14 protein-coding genes are annotated in these 18475 nt (G+C 74.6%); 8 read left to right on the top strand and 6 right to left on the bottom strand.

What is annotated here, in order from left to right; all coding sequences use genetic code 11:
* The first annotated feature begins 111 nt into the window (after nucleotides 1–111).
* The 7 genes from ACFY15_RS17735 to ACFY15_RS17765 all read left to right on the top strand — a co-directional run bounded on the left by ACFY15_RS17735 (nucleotide 112) and on the right by ACFY15_RS17765 (nucleotide 6690).
* Nucleotides 112–963 carry an MHYT domain-containing protein gene (locus tag ACFY15_RS17735; protein WP_390686686.1) on the top strand — a complete coding sequence of 284 codons (852 nt, stop codon included), beginning with the start codon at nucleotides 112–114 and terminating at the stop codon, nucleotides 961–963.
* Nucleotides 964–1006: 43 nt separating this feature from the next.
* Nucleotides 1007–3496 carry a nitrate- and nitrite sensing domain-containing protein gene (locus ACFY15_RS17740; RefSeq protein WP_390686685.1) on the top strand — a complete coding sequence of 830 codons (2490 nt, stop codon included), beginning with the start codon at nucleotides 1007–1009 and terminating at the stop codon, nucleotides 3494–3496.
* Entirely contained in the window at nucleotides 3496–3942 is a 447-nt protein-coding gene (locus tag ACFY15_RS17745; RefSeq protein WP_390686684.1) for a roadblock/LC7 domain-containing protein, read from the top strand. The genes ACFY15_RS17740 and ACFY15_RS17745 overlap by 1 nt, the downstream gene beginning before the upstream one ends.
* A gap of 71 nt (nucleotides 3943–4013) precedes the next feature.
* Nucleotides 4014–4340: a DUF742 domain-containing protein gene (locus tag ACFY15_RS17750; RefSeq protein ID WP_390686731.1), complete on the top strand. Its 327-nt coding sequence runs from the start codon at nucleotides 4014–4016 to the stop codon at nucleotides 4338–4340.
* A complete protein-coding gene (locus ACFY15_RS17755; protein ID WP_390686683.1) occupies nucleotides 4340–4984 on the top strand; it encodes an ATP/GTP-binding protein in 645 nt (214 codons plus the stop codon). The genes ACFY15_RS17750 and ACFY15_RS17755 overlap by 1 nt, the downstream gene beginning before the upstream one ends.
* Before the next feature lie 291 nt (nucleotides 4985–5275).
* Entirely contained in the window at nucleotides 5276–5674 is a 399-nt protein-coding gene (locus ACFY15_RS17760; protein WP_042809302.1) for a roadblock/LC7 domain-containing protein, read from the top strand.
* Nucleotides 5675–5847: 173 nt separating this feature from the next.
* The gene (locus ACFY15_RS17765; protein ID WP_390686682.1) at nucleotides 5848–6690 is read left to right on the top strand and encodes a DUF6397 family protein; all 843 of its coding nucleotides are present in this window, start codon (nucleotides 5848–5850) and stop codon (nucleotides 6688–6690) included.
* Here ACFY15_RS17765 and ACFY15_RS17770 read toward each other — a convergent pair.
* The 3 genes from ACFY15_RS17770 to ACFY15_RS17780 all read right to left on the bottom strand — a co-directional run bounded on the left by ACFY15_RS17770 (nucleotide 6654) and on the right by ACFY15_RS17780 (nucleotide 10762).
* Nucleotides 6654–7055, bottom strand: coding sequence for a YchJ family protein (locus tag ACFY15_RS17770; RefSeq protein ID WP_390686681.1), 402 nt, complete (start codon nucleotides 7053–7055; stop codon nucleotides 6654–6656). The two genes, ACFY15_RS17765 and ACFY15_RS17770, sit on opposite strands and share 37 nt — an antisense overlap.
* A gap of 115 nt (nucleotides 7056–7170) precedes the next feature.
* Complete coding sequence (locus tag ACFY15_RS17775) at nucleotides 7171–8076, bottom strand: acyl-CoA thioesterase (RefSeq protein WP_390686680.1); 906 nt, start codon at nucleotides 8074–8076, stop codon at nucleotides 7171–7173.
* Nucleotides 8077–8179: 103 nt separating this feature from the next.
* On the bottom strand, nucleotides 8180–10762 hold the full coding sequence (locus tag ACFY15_RS17780; RefSeq protein WP_390686679.1) for a DEAD/DEAH box helicase: 2583 nt from the start codon (nucleotides 10760–10762) through the stop codon (nucleotides 8180–8182).
* A gap of 84 nt (nucleotides 10763–10846) precedes the next feature.
* Here ACFY15_RS17780 and ACFY15_RS17785 point away from each other — a divergent pair, with 84 nt between their 5' ends.
* Nucleotides 10847–11638, top strand: coding sequence for a metal-dependent hydrolase (locus tag ACFY15_RS17785; RefSeq protein WP_390825748.1), 792 nt, complete (start codon nucleotides 10847–10849; stop codon nucleotides 11636–11638).
* 126 nt (nucleotides 11639–11764) lie between these two features.
* Here ACFY15_RS17785 and ACFY15_RS17790 read toward each other — a convergent pair whose 3' ends face one another.
* The 3 genes from ACFY15_RS17790 to ACFY15_RS17800 all read right to left on the bottom strand — a co-directional run bounded on the left by ACFY15_RS17790 (nucleotide 11765) and on the right by ACFY15_RS17800 (nucleotide 18464).
* On the bottom strand, nucleotides 11765–13546 hold the full coding sequence (locus ACFY15_RS17790; RefSeq protein WP_390825749.1) for an ABC transporter ATP-binding protein: 1782 nt from the start codon (nucleotides 13544–13546) through the stop codon (nucleotides 11765–11767).
* Nucleotides 13543–15381, bottom strand: coding sequence for an ABC transporter transmembrane domain-containing protein (locus ACFY15_RS17795; RefSeq protein ID WP_390825750.1), 1839 nt, complete (start codon nucleotides 15379–15381; stop codon nucleotides 13543–13545). Before ACFY15_RS17795 ends, ACFY15_RS17790 begins: the two co-directional genes overlap by 4 nt.
* A 161-nt stretch (nucleotides 15382–15542) precedes the next feature.
* Entirely contained in the window at nucleotides 15543–18464 is a 2922-nt protein-coding gene (locus tag ACFY15_RS17800; protein WP_390825751.1) for an FAD-binding and (Fe-S)-binding domain-containing protein, read from the bottom strand.
* Nucleotides 18465–18475: the final 11 nt, after the last annotated feature.

Raw genomic sequence — 18475 nt, forward strand, 5'->3', positions numbered from 1 at the left:
GCACGTGGTGTGATCGCAGACGAACGTAGCTCTGTCATATTCCAGCAGTTCCAGCGGCTTTCGAAATGCGCCCCTTGTTCGTGCCCTCACCCGGACTAGCGTCCCGTGGCCATGGGACACCTGGACCACGCCGCCTATGGCTGGCTGACACCCGTGCTGTCGTACGCGATGGCATCGATCGGCGCCGCCCTGGGGCTGCGCTGCACCGTCCGCGCGCTCGCCGCGACGGGCGCCTCCCGCCGCAACTGGCTGCTCACCGCCGCCTCCGCCATCGGCACCGGCATCTGGACGATGCACTTCATCGCCATGCTGGGCTTCCACGTCACCGGCACCGAGATCCACTTCAACGTGCCGCTGACCCTGCTGAGCCTGCTCGTCGCCGTGCTCGTCGTCGGTGCCGGGGTCTTCGCGGTCGGCCACGGCAGGGACCGCGGCCGCTCCCTGGTCCTCGGCGGCCTCACCACCGGCCTCGGCGTGGCGAGCATGCACTACCTCGGCATGGCGGCCCTGCGCCTGCACGGTCGGATCGCCTACGACCCGCTCACCGTCGGGCTGTCCGTCGCCATCGCCGTCGTCGCCGCGACCGCCGCGCTGTGGGCCGGCCTCAACATCAGGTCTCCGCTGGCCGTGGCCGTCGCCTCCCTCGTCATGGGCGGGGCCGTCAGCAGCATGCACTACACCGGGATGATGGCCGTCGCCGTCCGAGTGACCCCCGCGGACCAGGCCCTTCCCGGGGCCACCGCGCTGCAGTTCGTCTTCCCGCTCGCGGTCGGGCTCGGCTCGTACCTCTTCATCACCGCCGCCTTCGTCGCGCTGTCCCCGACGGCGGACGAGTGGGCGGCGTCGGACTCGGCCTCCGCCGTGGCCCCTGCTCCGGCACCCCCGTACCTGTCCCCGTCCGCGCCGGCCTCGGCGCCGCCCTCCGCCCGGCGCCCGGTGGAGCGCGCCGCACCCTCCCGCTGACCCCCGCGCCCCGTCCAGACGTACTCCCCGGAACGAGGAGCCCATGCGCAGACCCCGCAGAAGACCGGAACCAGCGGCGCCGCGCCGGCCCGTGCCCCCGGTGCGCGGCCGCCGCGCCCATGCCGGTCCCCCTGCCGAGGTGACGGCCGTGCCCGGATTCACCGGCGCGGGAGACAGGGGTCCGGCGCGGCCGGCGGTCCGGCTGCGGCCCGCCACCGTGCGCGCCAAGGTCGTCTCGCTGCTCATGGTCCCGGTGGTCTCCCTGCTCGCCCTCTGGGGCTTCGCGACGGTCGGGGCCGCCCAGGACGTGGCCCGCCTCGACCGCGTCCGGCAGGTCGACGCCGGGATGCGCACGCCCGTGGCCGCCGCTCTCACCGAGCTTCAGGCCGAGCGCCGGGCCGCCATCCGCTTCCTGGCCGACCCCGCCTCCGACCAGGCGTCCGCCCTCGAGCAGCAGGCCCGTCGCACCGATGCGGCGGTGGGGCGGCTGCGCCTCGGCGACCGTCACACCGTCGCCGACTCCGGCGACTACCGCACCGACGTCGTCGTCCGCCTCCGCGCCTTCGTCGCCGACGCCGAGGCGCTCGGCTCCGCCCGCAGGGACATCGCCGCCCGCCGCGCCGCCCCGGACGGGGCCTACGAGACGTACACCCGCGTCGCCGACTCCGCCCTCGCCGTCGAGGGAGCCCTGACCGGCGGCCGGGACGCCGAACTCGGACCGGACGCCCGCGTCCTGCTGGAGTTCGCCCGGGCCGCCGAACTGCTCTCCCGGGAGGACGCCCTGCTCGCCCTGCCGGGCACCCGCAACGCCGAAGCGCAGCGCCGCCTGACCGGCACGGTGGAGTCCCGCCGTGCGCTGACGGCGGCCGGCGCCGGGGACCTGCCCCCGGGGCAGCGGGCGGTCTGGCGGTCCGTGGCGAACAGCGCCGCCTACACCGAGCTGACCGCCGCCGAGGACAAGTTCCTGACGGCGCCGGCCGCAACCGCTGCGGCTGCGAGTGCGGGCTCCGCCGCGAAGGAGCCGCGCGGCACGCCCCCGGGGTGGGACGGCGCGTACACGAGCGTCAGCAGCTCGATGCGCGAGATCCGGCAGGCCGCGCACGCCGAGACCGCCCGGCGCGCCGACCCGCTGGCCGAGACCGCCCTCAGCCCGGCCGGCGCCGCCGTGCTGCTGGGCCTGGCCGCCGTCGCCGTCTCGCTCGTCATCTCCGTCCGCATCGGCCGCTTCCTGGTCGTGGAGCTGGTGACGCTGCGCGACTCCGCCCTGGAGATCGCGCACCGCAAGCTCCCGGACGCCATGGCCCGGATCCGGGCCGGCCGGGCCGACGAGATCGACATCGAGGCCGAGGCCCCGGCCGGCCCGCCCGCCGAGGACGAGATCACCCAGGTGGGCGTGGCCCTGTCCACCGTCCACCGGGCCGCCCTCAGCGCCGCGGTCGAGCGGGCCGAACTCGCGAGCGGGATCAGCGGGGTCTTCGTCAACCTCGCCCGCCGCAGCCAGGTCCTGGTCCACAAGCAGCTCACCCTGCTGGACTCGATGGAGCGCCGGGCCGACGACCCGGGCGAGCTCGACGACCTCTTCCGGCTCGACCACCTCACCACCCGGATGCGCCGCCACGCGGAAAGTCTGATCATCCTGTCCGGTGCGGCCCCCGGCCGGGCCTGGCCGAAGCCGGTACCGCTGACGAACGTCGTGCGCGCAGCCGTCGCCGAGATCGAGGACTATCCGCGCGTCGAGGTGCGCGGGCTCGCCGAGACCTCCGTCGCGGGCGGACCGGTCGCCGACCTCACCCACCTCCTCGCCGAACTGATCGAGAACGCCGCCCAGTTCTCCCCGCCGCACACCAAGGTCCGGGTCAGCGGGGAGCCCGTCGGCGCGGGCTACGTGCTGGAGGTCGAGGACCGCGGGCTCGGCATGGGGCGCGAGGCCCTCGCCGAGGCGAACCGGCGGATCGAGCAGTCCGAGGACCTCGACCTTTTCGACAGCGACCGCCTCGGGCTCTTCGTCGTCAGCCGGCTCTCCGCCCGCCACGGCATCAGGGTGCACCTGCGCCCCTCGCCGTACGGGGGCACCACGGCCGTGGTGCTGCTGCCGCTCGCCCTCCTCCAGGGCGCCATCGAGGCCCCGCCGGCCGCCGTGGCGGAGTCCGCGGAGGCGGACGGCGCGGACGGCGCGGAGCGGCCGGAGCCGCTGCGGGCGGCGGGCGCGCGGGAGACCGCGGGCGGCGTCCCGGCCCCCGGCCCGGGCCGCCCGCAGGGCGCCGCCCCCGTCGACCTTGGAGCGCCCGCGTCAGCCCTGGCCCCGGCCCCCGCCCCCGCGGCCGACCTGCCGCACAGGGTCCGCCAGGCCAGCCTGGTCCCGCAGCTGCGCGAGGCCCCCGCCGTGCCGCCCGCGTCCTGGGAAGGGCCTGCCGCCGGGCCGCCGGGCCGGAGTCCGGAGCAGGTGCGGGACCGGATGGCGGCCTACCGGGCTGGTTGGGTGCGCGGCTCCCGGGACGACTCCGCCCATGCAGGCAGCGAAGGAGAAGTGTGATGACCGAACACCACAGAGCCGCGCTCGGCGGCGTCCGCCGGACGAGTGGGCCGGACTGGCTGCTCGACGAACTGGTGATGCGGGTCCGGGAGGTGCGGCACGCGGTGGTCCTGTCCGACGACGGGCTCGCCGTCGGCTCCTCCAGCGGGCTGAGCCGGGAGGACGCCGAGCACCTGGCCGCCGTGGCCTCCGGCTTCCACAGCCTCGCCAAGGGCGCGGGCCGGCACTTCCGCGCGGGGGACGTGCGCCAGACGATGGTGGAGATGGACGAGGGGTTCCTCTTCGTCGCGGCCGCCGGGGACGGTTCCTGCCTGGCAGTCCTCAGCACGGCCGGCGCTGACGTCGGCCTGATCGCGTACGAGATGGCCCGGCTGGTCAGACGGGTCGGCGAGCACCTCTACACCCCGCCCCGGTACGCGGTCCACCACCCGCCGGCCGCCGGGTGAGAGCGAAGGCCCGGCGCGTGGACGGCCGGTGGTACGACGCCGAAGCGGGCCCGCTCGTCCGCCCGTACGCCATGACCGGCGGGCGGACGAAGCCGGCGCCGCACGGGGTCCGCTTCGACCTGATCGCCCTGGTCGTGGTCGACGCCGCGGCCGGCGGGGTGGGGGAGGCGGCACTGCTGGGTCCCGAACACCGGGCCCTGCTGGGGCTCTGCCGGTCAGAGGCCCAGTCGGTCGCGGAGCTCGCCGCCGAGGCCGATCTCCCGGTGGGCGTGGTGCGGGTGCTGCTGGGGGACCTGCTGGAGGCGGGGCAGGTGACGGTCAGCCGTCCGGTGCCGCCCGCCCGGCTGCCGGAGCTGCGGATTCTGCGGGAAGTCATCGAGGGATTGCGAGCACTGTGATGGGACTGCACGACGACGGACCTGCGGGGACGGGGGGCTCGGCGGGCGATGCCGATCTGGCCGCGCTCGCGCTGAAGATCCTCGTGGCGGGCGGGTTCGGGGTGGGCAAGACCACGCTGGTCGGCGCGGTCAGCGAGATCCGTCCGCTGCGGACGGAGGAACTGCTGAGCGAGGCGGGCGAGCTGGTCGACGACACCGGCGGGGTGGAACGGAAGTCCACGACCACCGTGGCCATGGACTTCGGGCGGATCACCATCCGCTCCGGGCTGTCGCTGTACCTGTTCGGCACACCGGGCCAGGACCGCTTCTGGTTCCTGTGGGACGAGCTGGCGCAGGGCGCGCTCGGGGCGGTGGTGCTCGCCGACACCCGGCGGCTGGAGGACTGCTTTCCGGCGGTGGACTACTTCGAGCACCGGCGGATCCCCTTCGTGGTCGCCGTCAACTGTTTCGCAGACGCCCGGCGCTACGGGGCGGACGAGGTGTCGCGGGCGCTGGACCTGGAGCCGGGGACACCGGTGGTCCTGTGCGACGCGCGGGACAAGGACTCGGGCAAGGAGGTGCTGATCCGGCTCGTCGAGTACGCGGGGCGGGTGCACACCGCCCGGCTGCTGGAAGCCGTGGCGCCGCAGGCCGGTTCCGTGTGAAGGGCCGGATTCCGCCTCTTGACGCTGTCGGCGGCGGTGGTGCATGCCGAGCGTCCGCCGTCGGGAACGGACCGGGTGGGAGGGGTGGCAGGGCTCCCCTCCGTGTGGGGTGCGGACGCCCTTCCGGCGCGGGCGGAGCGCGGGACGGAGGCCCGCCATTCCTCTTGAGTCATCTTCCGTGCCAGGCGTCCATCCTCCTTGCCGGAAAGCCCCTGGTGGGGAAGGCTTGCGGCACGACCACGCGGGGAGGGGCGCGGCCACGTCGGCCGGGTCAACGGGGAGGGGCTGGAAATGGCACTGGACAAGCAGCTCGACTGGTTGCTGGACGATCTGACGCGCAGGGTCCCGCAGGTGCGCCACGCGGTGGTGCTGTCGAACGACGGGCTGGTGACGGCGGCGAGCGCGGGCCTGGCACGGGAGGACGCCGAGCACCTCGCCGCCGTCGCGGCCGGGCTGCAGAGCCTGGCGAAGGGCTCCGGACGGCACTTCAGGGCGGGTGAGGTGCGCCAGACGATGGTCGAGTACGACGAGGGCTTCCTCTTCGTGGTGGCGGCCGGCTCGGGCAGCAGCCTGTGCGCCCTGAGCGCCGCCGAGGCGGACATCGTGCAGGTCGCGTACGAGATGACGCTGCTGGTCAACCGGGTGGGGGAACACCTGGGGGTCGCGGAGCGGCGGATCACCGGGGGCTGAGCGGAGGGCGGTCGGGGGGAGTCCGAGGAGCAGCCCGGGTCCGCTGATCCGGCGGGGAACCGGCAGGGTCCGGGGAGTTGTCCACAGGCCGGGCGCGATCTCGTAGCTCTCGGTTACGGTCTTTACACAGAGTGACTGCCGGGGGTGGTCGCAAGGTGTGGGGGAGGACCGTGATGAAGGTGGACATGGGGGAGCGTGCGCCCGTCGGTACGGCCCAGGAGGCCGGCGTGCCGCCGGAGGCGCACGCGCGGCCGGAGGCCCTGCTCGGCGGGGTCCGGGCCGCGGCGGAACTGGGCCTGCGGCGCGGTGAGTTCGCCCGGGCAGTCCAGCTGGGGCTGGTGTGCCAGGGGCCCCGTGCGGCGGGCGTCGCCGCCCGTTACACCCGGAGCGAGCTGGAGCGGGTCAAGGCGGCGCGGGGATTCCCGGAGGCGCTGCGCGCCCAGGTCGAGACGGTGGCCGGCGCGGACCACGGCGCACGGGTACTGGGCACCGGGCCGACCCGGTTCACCCGGCTCGCCCGCTGCGGGCACCTGGGCCCCGTCGGCTACCGGGTCAACCGCTACCGGGCTCTGGTCTGGCTCTATCTGGCGGCGGAGCTGAGGGAGTTCGCCGCCCGGGAGCCGGGGCTGCTGCGGGGCGCCGCGCCCCCTGCGGACCGGGAGCTGTGGGCGGCCCGGGCGGACCTGCGCCCGCTGAAGTGGCGGGAGCGGCATGTGGGACTGCTGCTGAGACGCACCGCCGACCCGTGGGAGCGGGCTGCCGTGGTGGCCTCCGTGCTCCCGGACGAGGAGGTGCTGTCCGCCGTGCCCGACCCGGCCGAGCGGGTCGTGCTCGCCGCGCTCGCACCACCCCCGCCCTACGGCCACCCGCAGGTCCCGGCGGCCGCGGCGGTGGCCCGCCCGCTCCTGCTGGCGCAGCGGCCGGAGGAGGTCGACCGGTACCGCGCCAGGCTGGACTCGGCCCTGGCCGGGGCGCGGGATCAGTCGAACTCGACGGGGGAGAGGGGGCCGACGTAGACCCACGCCCCGCCCTCCCGGGAGAAGGTGCTGTTCTCGTGGAGCGATCCCGTGTGCCCGCCCTCGCGGTAGTGCGCGCGGAACTCCACCGACCCCTCGGTCTCGAAGATCCCGCCGCGCTCGGTCGCGAGGACCTCCAGCCGCTCCCAGCGCTGGTCCGGATCGAGGTCGAGCCGGCCCGGGCGGGTCGAGGGATGCCAGGACCGCAGCAGGTAGGCGGTGTCGCCGACCGCGAAGGCGCTGAAGCGCGAGCGCATCAGCAGCTCGGCGGTGGGCGCCTGCTGCGCGCCGGAGTGGAAGCGGCCGCAGCAGGCCGGATAGGCGGCGGGCAGCCCGCAGGGGCAGGGGAGGGCCGGGGTGGTCATGGAGAGGCTCAGTTCTTCGGGAAACGGGAGGGGCGACGGGAGGAACGAGGAGGGGCGGCGGGCCGGGTGGACCGGCAGGGTGGCTGGCGCCGCCGGGTGACCCGGCGGGCCCGCTCTACTGCGGGGACACGGCCGGCATCGCCTTCTCCGCCGGGTAGGGGCGGAACAGGCCCTCCTGGACCACGGAGACCAGCAGCCTGCCCTCCAGGTCGTAGATGCGTCCGCGGGCCAGGCCCCGGCCACCGTGGGCGATGGGGGACTCCTGGTCGTACAGGAACCACTCGTCCGCCCGGAATGGCCGGTGGAACCACATGGCGTGGTCCAGGGAGGCCATGTCGAAACCGCGCATGCCCCACAGCGGCTCCACGGGGATGCGCACGGCGTCGAGGAGTGTCATGTCGCTGGCGTAGGTGAGGGCGCAGGTGTGCACGAGCGGGTCGTCGCCCAGCGGGCCGACCGCGCGCATCCACACCGCGCTGCGCGGGTCGGCGTCCTTGAGCTCCTCGGGGGTCCAGCGGAGCCGGTCCACGTACCGGATGTCGAAGGGCTGGCGGCGGGCCATCCGCTCCAGCGCCTCGGGCAGCGCGCCCAGGTGCTCGCGGATCTCGTCCACGACCTTCGGGAGCTCGTCCGGGTGGGGGAAGTCGAGGCGGGGAGGCAGCTGGTGCTCGATGCTGCCCTCCTCCGGGTGATGGAAGGAGGCGGTCAGGTTGAAGATGGTCTTGCCCTGCTGGACGGCGGTGACCCGGCGCGTGGTGAAGGAGCGCCCGTCGCGGACCCGCTCCACCTGGTACACGATCGGGACCCCGGGGATCCCCGGGCGCAGGAAGTACGCGTGGAGGGAGTGGACCGGGCGGTCGCTCTCGGTGGTGCGGCCGGCCGCCACCAGGGCCTGGCCGGCGACCTGCCCGCCGAACACGCGCTGGAGGGACTCCTGGGGGCTGGCCCCCCGGAAGATGTTGACCTCGATCTGCTCCAGGTCGAGCAGGTCGACCAGTCTCTCGGCGGGGTTCGTCGTCACGGGCTCTCCACTGTCGTGTTCGGCGGGTCCGGGGGCCCGGGCGGGTCCGCCCGGGCCGGTGCCTTGCGCATCGGGGATCCCCCCGGACGCGGTCCGGGGGAGGTCAGAGCGCGCCGAGCTCGCCCACCGAGGTGACCCGGACCACGGCCCGGCCCTCCTCGTCGGACGCGGCGAGGTCGACCTCGGCGCTGATGCCCCAGCCATGGTCGCCGTTCGGGTCGGCGAAGGTCTGACGGACGCGCCACAGGCCGTGCGCCGGGTCCTCCTCGATCTGCAGCAGCTTGGGGCCGCGGGCGTCGGGGCCGGTGCCGAGGTCGTCGTACTCGTCCCAGTACGCGTCCATGGCCTCGCCCCAGGCGTCGGCGTCCCAGCCGGACTCGGCGTCCAGCTCGCCCAGCTGGTCGACGTGGTCCAGGGCGGCCAGCTCGACCCGGCGGAACATCGCGTTGCGGACCAGCACGCGGAAGGCGCGGGCGTTGGCCGTGACCGGCTTGACCTGGTCGGCCTTCTCCTGGGCCTGCTCGGCCGTCTCCACCTCCGGGTTCGCCAGCTGTTCCCACTCGTCGAGCAGGCTGGAGTCGACCTGGCGCACCAGCTCGCCCAGCCAGGCGATCAGGTCCTCGAGGTCCTCGGACTTCAGGTCGTCGGGGATGGTGTGGTCGAGGGCCTTGTAGGCGCTCGCCAGGTAGCGCAGCACGATGCCCTCGGTGCGGGCCAGCTCGTAGAAGGAGGTGAACTCGGTGAAGGTCATCGCCCGCTCGTACATGTCGCGGATGATCGACTTCGGGGAGACGGGGTGGTCGCGGACCCACGGGTGGCTCTTGCTGTACACGTTGTAGGCGTGCACCAGCAGGTCTTCCAGGGGCTTGGGATAGGTCACCTCCTGGAGGCGCTCCATCCGCTCCTCGTACTCGATCCCGTCGGCCTTCATCGCGCCGACCGCGATGCCCCGCTCCTTGTTCTGCTGGGCCGCCAGGATCTGGCGCGGGTCGTCCAGCGTGGACTCGACGACGGAGACCATGTCCAGCGCGTAGGACGGGGACTCCGGGTCCAGCAGGTCGAAGGAGGCCAGCGCGAAGGTGGACAGCGGCTGGTTCAGCGCGAAATCCTGCTGGAGGTCGACGGTGAGCCGGATGGTGCGGCCCTCGGCGTCCGGGGTGTCGAGCTTCTCGACGACGCCTCCGTCCAGCAGGGAGCGGTAGATCGCGATGGCCCGGCGGATGTGCCGCAGCTGCGCCTTGCGCGGCTCGTGGTTGTCCTCCAGAAGGCTGCGCATCGCCTGGAAGGCGTCGCCGGGCCGGGCGATGACCGACAGCAGCATGATGTTGGTGACCTTGAAGCGGGAGGTCAGCGGCTCGGGGTCGGCGGCGATCAGCTTCTCGAAGGTGGTGTCCGACCAGGCGACGAAGCCCTCGGGAGCCTTCTTGCGCACCACCTTGCGGCGCTTCTTGGGGTCGTCGCCCGCCTTCGCGAGGGCCTTCTCGTTCTCGATGACGTGCTCGGGCGCCTGGGCGACCACGAACCCGGCCGTGTCGAAGCCCGCGCGGCCCGCGCGGCCGGCGATCTGGTGGAACTCGCGGGCGCGCAGGGTGCGGACGCGGTTGCCGTCGTACTTGGTGAGCGCGGTGAACAGCACCGTGCGGATCGGGACGTTGACGCCCACCCCGAGGGTGTCGGTACCGCAGATGACCTTCAGCAGGCCGGCCTGGGCCAGCTTCTCGACCAGCCGCCGGTACTTGGGCAGCATGCCCGCGTGGTGCACGCCGATCCCGTGGCGGACGTAGCGCGAGAGGTTCTGGCCGAACTTCGTGGTGAAGCGGAAGTTTCCGATCAGCTCCGCGATCTTGTCCTTCTCCTCGCGGGTGCACATGTTGATGCTCATCAGCGACTGCGCCCGCTCGACCGCCTGGGCCTGGGTGAAGTGCACGATGTAGACCGGCGCCTGCCGGGTCTCCAGCAGCTCGGTGATGGTGTCGGTGATCGGCGTGGTCACGTACTCGTACGAGAGCGGGACGGGCCGGGTCGCGGAGCGGACCACCGAGGTCGGCCGGCCGGTGCGCCGGGTCAGGTCCTCCTCGAACCGCTTCACGTCGCCGAGCGTCGCCGACATCAGGACGAACTGTGCCTGCGGCAGCTCCAGCAGCGGGATCTGCCAGGCCCAGCCGCGGTCCGGCTCCGCGTAGAAGTGGAACTCGTCCATCACGACCTGGCCGATGTCGGCGTACTTGCCGTCGCGCAGGGCGATGGAGGCCAGGACCTCGGCGGTGCAGCAGATCACCGGGGCGTCGGCGTTCACGGAGGCGTCGCCGGTCAGCATGCCGACGTTCTCGGTGCCGAAGAGCTTGCACAGGTCGAAGAACTTCTCCGAGACCAGCGCCTTGATCGGGGCGGTGTAGAAGGTGACCTTGTCCTGGGCCAGCGCGGTGAAGTGCGCGCCCGCCGCCACGAGGCTCTTGCCGGAGCCGGTCGGGGTCGACAGGATGACGTTCGCGCCGGAGACGACCTCGATCAGCGCCTCCTCCTGCGCCGGGTACAGGGTGATGCCCTGGTCCTCCGCCCACGAGGAGAAAGCCTCGAAGAGGGCGTCGGGGTCGGCGGTCGGCGGGAGCTGATCAATGAGGGTCACGCCCCCATCTTGCCTGTCTTCCCGCCGGAAGAGGGAACCGGCGGACGGAAAGAAGATCATCGCAGGTACGCTGGGCCGTCGAGGCGGCCCGACCGAAGACGTCGACGGGGCCCCACCACGACAGGACCGGGGCGGGAAACAAGCATGATGGGTCCGGCGCACTCACTGTCCGGGGCTGCGGCCTGGCTGGGGGTGGGAGCCGCGACCGCGGCCTTCGGCCACCCGATGCCCTGGCCCGTACTGGTCGTCGGCGCCCTGATCTGCGCCGGCGCGGCACTCGCCCCCGACCTCGACCACAAGTCGGCGACGATCTCCCGCGCCTTCGGGCCGCTGTCCCGGGGCCTGTGCGAGGTGGTCGACAAGATCTCGTACGCGGTCTACAAGGCCACCCGCGCGCCGCGCGACGCCCGCCGCAGCGGCGGCCACCGCACCCTGACCCACACCTGGCTCTGGGCGGTCCTCATAGGCGCCGGCTCCTCCGCCGTCGCGGTGTGCTTCGACCGCTGGGGCGTCCTCGTCCTCCTCTTCGTCCACCTGGTGCTGGCCGTCGAGGGCCTGCTGTGGCGGGCCGCGCGGATGTCCAGCGACGTCCTGGTCTGGCTGCTCGGCGCGACCAGCGCCTGGATCCTGGCCGGGGTCCTCGACGAGCCGGGCAACGGCGCCGGCTGGCTGTTCACCGGCCCGGGGCAGGAGTACCTCTGGCTCGGCCTGCCGATCCTGCTCGGCGCCCTCGTCCACGACATCGGCGACGCGCTGACCGTCTCCGGCTGCCCGATCCTCTGGCCCCTGCCGATCAAGGGGAAGCGCTGGTACCCGATCGGCCCGCCCAAGGCGATGCGCTTCCGGGCCGGCAGCTGGGTGGAGCTCAAGGTCCTCATGCCGGTGTTCATGCTCCTGGGCGGCGTCGGCGGGGCCTCGGCCCTGGGTCTCATCTGACCGCCCGACCGCCCGACCGCCCGACCGCCCGACCGCCCGACCGCGAGGCCCTCTGAGGGCCCGCAGCGTCCCGCGAGGGCCGGGCGGCGCCGGGCGGGAGGACCCGCCCGGCGCCGCCCGGCCAAGTCACCCGTGCCAGGACCGCCACAGGGCCGCGTACGCCCCGTCGGCCGCCACCAGCTCGTCGTGCGAACCGAGTTCGCTGATCCGGCCGCCCTCGACCACGGCGATCACGTCCGCGTCGTGCGCCGTGTGCAGCCGGTGGGCGATCGCGATGACCGTACGGCCGTCCAGCACCCGCGCGAGCGACCGCTCCAGGTGCCGGGCCGCCCGCGGGTCCAGCAGCGAGGTCGCCTCGTCCAGCACCAGCGTGTGCGGGTCGGCCAGCACCAGCCGGGCCAGCGCGATCTGCTGCGCCTGCGCCGGGGTCAGCGCGCTGCCGCCCGAACCCACCTCCGTGTCCAGCCCCGACTCCAGCGCCCGCGCCCAGCCGTCGGCGTCCACCGCGCCCAGCGCCGCCCACAGTTCGGCGTCCTCGGCGCCCGTCCGGGCCAGCCGCAGGTTGTCCCGCAGCGAGCCCACGAACACGTGGTGCTCCTGGTTCACCAGCGCCACGTGCTCGCGCACCCGCTCCGCGGGCATCCGCGAGAGCCGCGCCCCGCCGAGGGTGACCTCCCCGGTCCGCGGCGCGTAGATCCCCGCCAGCAGCCGGCCCAGGGTGGACTTTCCCGCGCCCGAGGGGCCGACCAGCGCCATCCTGGTGCCAGGCGGCACCGACATCGACACCCGGTGCAGCACGTCCACGCCCTCCCGGTAGCCGAACCGGACCTCCTCCGCCCGGACGTCCCGGCCCTCCGGGACCACTGCGCGGTCACCCGCCGCCGGCTCGATCTCGCGCACCCCCACCAGCCGCGCCAGCGACACCTGCGCGATCTGGAGCTCGTCGTACCAGCGCAGGATCAGGCCGATCGGGTCGACCATCATCTGCGCCAGCAGCGCGCCCGTGGTCAGCTGGCCGACCGACATCCAGCCGCGCAGCACGCAGTACCCGCCGATCAGCAGCACCGCGCCGAGGATCGTCACATAGGTGGCGTTGACGACGGGGAAGAGCACCGTCCGCAGGAACAGCGTGTACCGCTCCCAGGCCGTCCACTCCCGGATCCGCCGCTCCGACAGCGCGATCCGGCGCCCGCCCAGGCGGTGGGCCTCGACCGTCCGCCCCGCGTCCACCGTCTCCGTCAGCACCGCCGCGACCGCCGCGTACCCGGCGGCCTCCGAGCGGTACGCGGAGGGCGCCCGCCGGAAGTACCAGCGGCAGCCGACGACCAGGATCGGGAGCGCCACCAGCGCGGCCAGTGCCAGCTGCGGCGCGGTGACCGCGAGCGCCCCGTACAGCAGCCCCGCCCAGACCACGCCGATGGCCAGCTGCGGCACCGCCTCGCGCATCGCGTTCGCCAGCCGGTCGATGTCGGTGGTGATCCGCGACAGCAGGTCCCCGGTACCGGCTCGCTCCAGGACCCCCGGCGGCAGGCCGACCGACCGCACCAGGAAGTCCTCGCGCAGGTCGGCCAGCATCTCCTCGCCGAGCATCGCCCCGCGCAGCCGGACCAGCCGCACGAAGCAGGTCTGGACGGCCAGCGCCAGCGCGAACAGCAGCGCCACGCGCCCCAGATGGAGCTCGCGCGCCCCCGCCGAGAGCTCGTCCACCACCCGCCCCAGCAGGTACGGGCCGGCCATGGAGGCGACCACGGCGACCGCGTTGACCGCCACCAGCGCCGCGAAGGCCCGCCGGTGCCTCCGCAGCAGGCCGCGCACATAGCCCCGTACGGTCGCCGACGTACCCACGGGCAGTGTCGCGGCCGTCTCGGGGGCCGCCGGATCGTGCTCCGGCGGCGCCACGCCGATCATGCTGATTCCTCGATCCCTGTGAGTTCCTCGGTGATGTTCCCGGCGGGGCCGCCGATCCGGCCCCGTTCCCCGTCCGGTTCCCGGGTGACCACCGCCCGGTAGCGGGGCTCGGCGCGCAGCAGTTCGCGATGGGTGCCCGCCGCCACGGCCGGGCCCCCGTGCACGAGGACGACCCGGTCGGCGCGGTCCAGCAGCAGCGGCGAGGACGCCAGCACCACGGTGGTGCGCCCGGCGCGCAGGGTGGCGACCCCGTCGGCGATCCGCGCCTCGGTGTGCGCGTCGACCGCCGAGGTCGGTTCGTCCAGCACCAGCACCTCCGGGTCGGTGACCAGAGACCGGGCCAGCGCGAGCCGCTGGCGCTGCCCGCCGGACAGGGACCGGCCGCGCTCGGTGATCCGGGTGTCCATGGCGTCGTCCACCCCGTCGGGGGCCGCCTGGAGCAGGGCGTCCAGGACGTCCCCGCACTGCGCCGCCGCCAGCGCCGCCGGGGGCGGGACGGCGCCCGACGCCGGTACGTCGAACAGCTCGCGCAGGGTCCCCGACAGCAGCACCGGATCCTTGTCCTGGACGAGGACCAGCCCGCGCGCCGCGTCCAGCGCGAGCCCGTCCAGCGCGACCCCGCCGAGCAGTGCCGACGGCGGGGCCCCGGCCCCGTCCCCGGAATGCACGGCGTGACCGCCCAGGCGCTCCGCGAGCCGGCCCGCCAGGTCCGGGTCCCCGCACACGACGGCCGTGAACCGCCCGGCCGGTGCCAGCAGCCCCGTCGCGGGGTCGTACAGGTCCCCGCCCGGTGCCGGAGCCTGCGGCGGCGGCGCGGAGGCGGGACCCGCCCCGCCGTCCGTACGCGTCAGCGACAGCACCCGGGCCGCCCGCTGGGCGGAGGGCCGCGAGAAGGAGTAGGACATCGCGATCTCCTCGAAGTGCCGGAGCGGATACAGCATCGTGGCCACCGCGCTGAAGGCGGCGACGAGTTCGCCGACCGCCAGCCGGCCGTCCAGGACGAGCACGGAGCCGTACCAGACCACCGCGACCATCAGGGCGCCCGGGAGCAGCACCTGGACCGCGGCGATCAGCGCCCACATCCGGGCACTGCGCACCGCGGCCCGGCGGACCTCCTGAGAGGCTTCGCGGTAGCGGTCGAGGAAGAGCTCCTCGCCGCCGATGCCGCGCAGCACCCGCAGGCCCGCCACGGTGTCGGAGGCCAGCTCGGTGGCCTTGCCCGCCTTCTCGCGCTGGACGTCGGCCCGCCGCGTGGCGCGCGGCAGCAGCGGCAGCACGGACAGCGCGAGGACCGGGACGCCCGCCGCCACGACCACGCCGATCGCGGGCGCGTAGAACAGCAGCCCGACGCAGATGGCGACGACCGCGAAGGCGGCGGCGAGGAAGCGGGAGACCGCCTCGACGAACCAGCCGATCTTCTCCACGTCCCCCGTGGACACGGCCACCACCTCCCCCGCCGCGACCCGGCGGGTCAGGGCGGAGCCCAACTCGGCGGTCTTGCGGGCGAGCAGCTGCTGCACGCGGGCGGCGGCGGTGATCCAGTTGGTGACGGCGGTGCGGTGGAGCATGGCGTCGCCGACCGCGATGGCCGTGCCGACCAGCAGGAGGAGCCCGCCGACCAGCAGCAGCCGCCCTCCGTCGCGGTCGACGGCCGCCTCGACGCCCAGGCCGACCACGTACGGCAGCCCGGCGATGCCGCAGAAGTGCACCAGCCCCCAGGCCAGGCTGCGGGCCTGCCCGCCGAGTTGCCCCCGGCCCAGCCACCACAGGAAACGCGCGCCGGAGCGGGCGTCCGGCACCCCGGGATCCGGATACGGAAGGTCGCTGATCTGCATGACGCCCCATCACGGCTCGGTGAGTGCAAACCACGCAAGGTTCGCCTTCCGGTCGCGGGCCGGGCAATCGAATTTCCGGCGGGGGAGCGCCGCCGGCGCATGCCGTGCACCCTCGGGGGGCGTGCGCGGCGCGGGGGCGTGAGCGGAGCGCGCGCAGCGGTTCAGGGCCGGGTGGCGCGCTCCAGTTCGAGCAGGACCGAGGCGTAGGCGTGCCCGGTGGCCCGTTCCATGCCCACCTCGCACATCCGGTTCGCCGACAGGTACGCGTCGAAGGGCCGCGCGGCCACCTCCGCCGCCTCCCGCCGCGTCGCCGAAGCCGTCAGCTCCGGGTGCAGCATCCCCCGGTCGCCCGCGAAGGCGCAGCAGCCCGCGTCGTCCGGGACCACGACCTCGTCCGCGCAGGCCCCGGCCACCGCGCGCAGCTGCTCCTCGTCGCCCAGGTGCCGCATCGAGCAGGTGGGGTGCAGGACCGCCGACCCGACGGTGCGCCGGACCTCCAGGTGCGGCAGGAGTTCCTCGGCCGCCCAGACGACCGAGTCCACGATCCGCAGCTCCGCGTGCAGGGCCCGGTTGTCCTCGCTCAGGTGGGGGACCACCTCCCGGGACAGGCCCAGGGCGCAGGACGAGGCGTCGACCACCAGCGGGAGCCGGCCCCCGGCGGTCCAGCCCCAGGCGGCCTCCACGATCCGGTCGGCCATCAGCCGGTTGCCGGCCTCGTACCCCTTGGAGTGCCAGATCGTCGCGCAGCAGGTGCCGCGCACGTCCCGGGGGATCCACACCGGCCTGCCGGCCCGCTCCGCGAGGGCCACCACCGCCTCCGGCAGCGAGGGCCCGGAGCGGTCCCCGGGGCCGCCGAAGATCCGGTTGACGCACGCCGGGTAGTACACGCCGGCCGCGCCCACCCGCCGGGTCGGGGGCAGCCGGCGCGGCGCCGCCCCTGGCATCCCCGGCGGCCACTGCGGTACCAGGTCGGGGCGCACCACCCTGCGCGCCACCCGGGTGACGGTAGCAGGCAGCCGGTGCCCGACCCGGTCTGCGGCGGCCACGGCCAGCCGCACGGCGGCCTCCACGGTACGGAACCGAACGGCGGCCAGGGCGGCGGCACGCTCCTCGCGCGGACCGTGCAGCCGGTGGCGGAAGTCCCGCATCAGCGCGCCCGTGTCGATGCCGACGGGGCAGGCGGGCCCGCAGAGGGAGTCGCCCGCGCAGGTGTCGACGGCGTCGTGGCCGTAGGCGTCGAGCAGCCCGTCGAGGACCGGGGAGCCGGGCGGCTGGCGCGTCATCTCGCGGCGCAGCACGATCCGCTGGCGCGGAGTGGTCGTCAGGTCCCCGCTGGGGCAGGCCGGTTCGCAGAACCCGCACTCGATGCAGGGGTCGGCGACCGCCTCCACCTGCGGGATCGTCTTCAGGCCGCGCAGGTGGGCCCGCGGATCGCGGTCGAGGAGGATCCGCGGGGCGAGGACGCCCTCCGGGTCGATCAGCCGCTTGGTGCGCCACATGAGCCCGGTGGCCCGGGGTCCCCACTCCAGCTCCAGGAAGGGGGCCATGTTGCGGCCGGTGGAGTGCTCGGCCTTCAGGGAGCCGTCGAACCGCTCCACCGTGAGCCGGCAGAAGGCCTCCATGAAGGCCGCGTACCGGTCGACGTCCTCGGGCCGGGCGGCGTCGAAGGCCAGCAGGAAGTGCAGGTTGCCGTGGGCCGCGTGCCCGGCGACGGCCGCGTCGAAGCCGTGCTCCGCCTGGAGGGCCAGCAGCGCCCCGCAGGCCTCGGCGAGCCGCGACGGCGGTACGGCGAAGTCCTCGGTGATCAGCGTGGTGCCCGGGGGCCGGGCGCCGCCGACGGCGGTGACGAAGGCCTTGCGGGCCTTCCAGTAGCCGGCGATGACGGCCGGGTCGCGGGTGAAGGCGTTGGTGACCGAGGGGACCGGCGCGACCAGCTCCAGCGAGGGCAGGACGGCGGCCGCCCGGCGTTCGTACTCCGCGCGTACGGCGGCGTCCGGGGCGCGGAACTCCACCAGCAGCGCGGCGGTGTCCCGGGACAGCCCGGCCCAGTCGGAGGGCACCCCGGCGACGCCGGCCGCGGCGCGCAGGGTGTTGCCGTCCATCAGTTCCACGGCGAGGGCTCCGGCCGCGTTGAACAGCGGGACCGCGGCGGCCGCGGCGGGCAGGGAGGGGAAGAAGAGCAGTGCGCTGGAGAGTTCGCGGTCGAGGGGGAGGGTGTCGAGGACGACCTCGGCGATGAAGACCAGGGTGCCCTCGGAGCCGACCGCCAGGCCGCGCAGGATCTCGACGGGCGTGGAGCCGTCCAGGTAGGCGTCGAGCCGGTAGCCGGTGGTGTTCTTGATCTCGTACTTGGCCCGGATCCGGGCGACGAGGGCCGGGTCCGCCTCGATGTCCCGCTTGATCTCCATCAGCCCCCGGCACAGCTCCGGCTCGGCGCGGGCCAGTTCCTCGTCGGCGAGCGGGTCGGCGGTGTCCACCACGGTCCCGGTCGGCAGGACGAGGGTGAGGGAGGACAGTGTGCGGTAGGCGTTCCTCCTGGTGCCGGCGGTCATGCCGGAGGAGTTGTTGGCGACGACCCCGCCCAGGGTGCAGGCGACGGCGCTGGCCGGGTCGGGGCCCAGGACCCGGCCGTGCCGGGCGAGGGCGGCGTTGGCCCGGAAGACGGTCGTGCCGGGCCGGATCCGGGCGCGGCGCCCCGCGTCGAGAACCTCGACGCCCCGCCAGTGGCGGCGTACGTCGACCAGGATGTCCTCGCCCTGCGCCTGGCCGTTGAGCGAGGTGCCGGCGGCGCGGAAGACCACCTCGCGCCGGCGGCCGCGGGCGTAGGAGAGCACCGCGGAGACGTCGTCGACGTCCTCGGCGACCACCACCACCTGCGGGACGAACCGGTACGGGGAGGCGTCGGTGGCGTAGCGGACCAGGTCGGAGACCCGCCACAGCACCTTCTCGGCACCGAGCAGGGCGGTCAGCTCCTCCCGCAGGGTCCGCGGGGTGCCGGCGGCCGTCCGGTCGGGGACCCGGTCGGGGGCGGGGGCGCCGGGGCGCGGGCGCAGGGCTCCCGGCTTCGGTTCGAGCAGCGGCATGTGCGGTCCCT

Source organism: Streptomyces sp. NPDC001373, from assembly GCF_042895815.1.
In the GTDB taxonomy this organism is placed as follows: Bacteria; Actinomycetota; Actinomycetes; order Streptomycetales; family Streptomycetaceae; genus Streptomyces.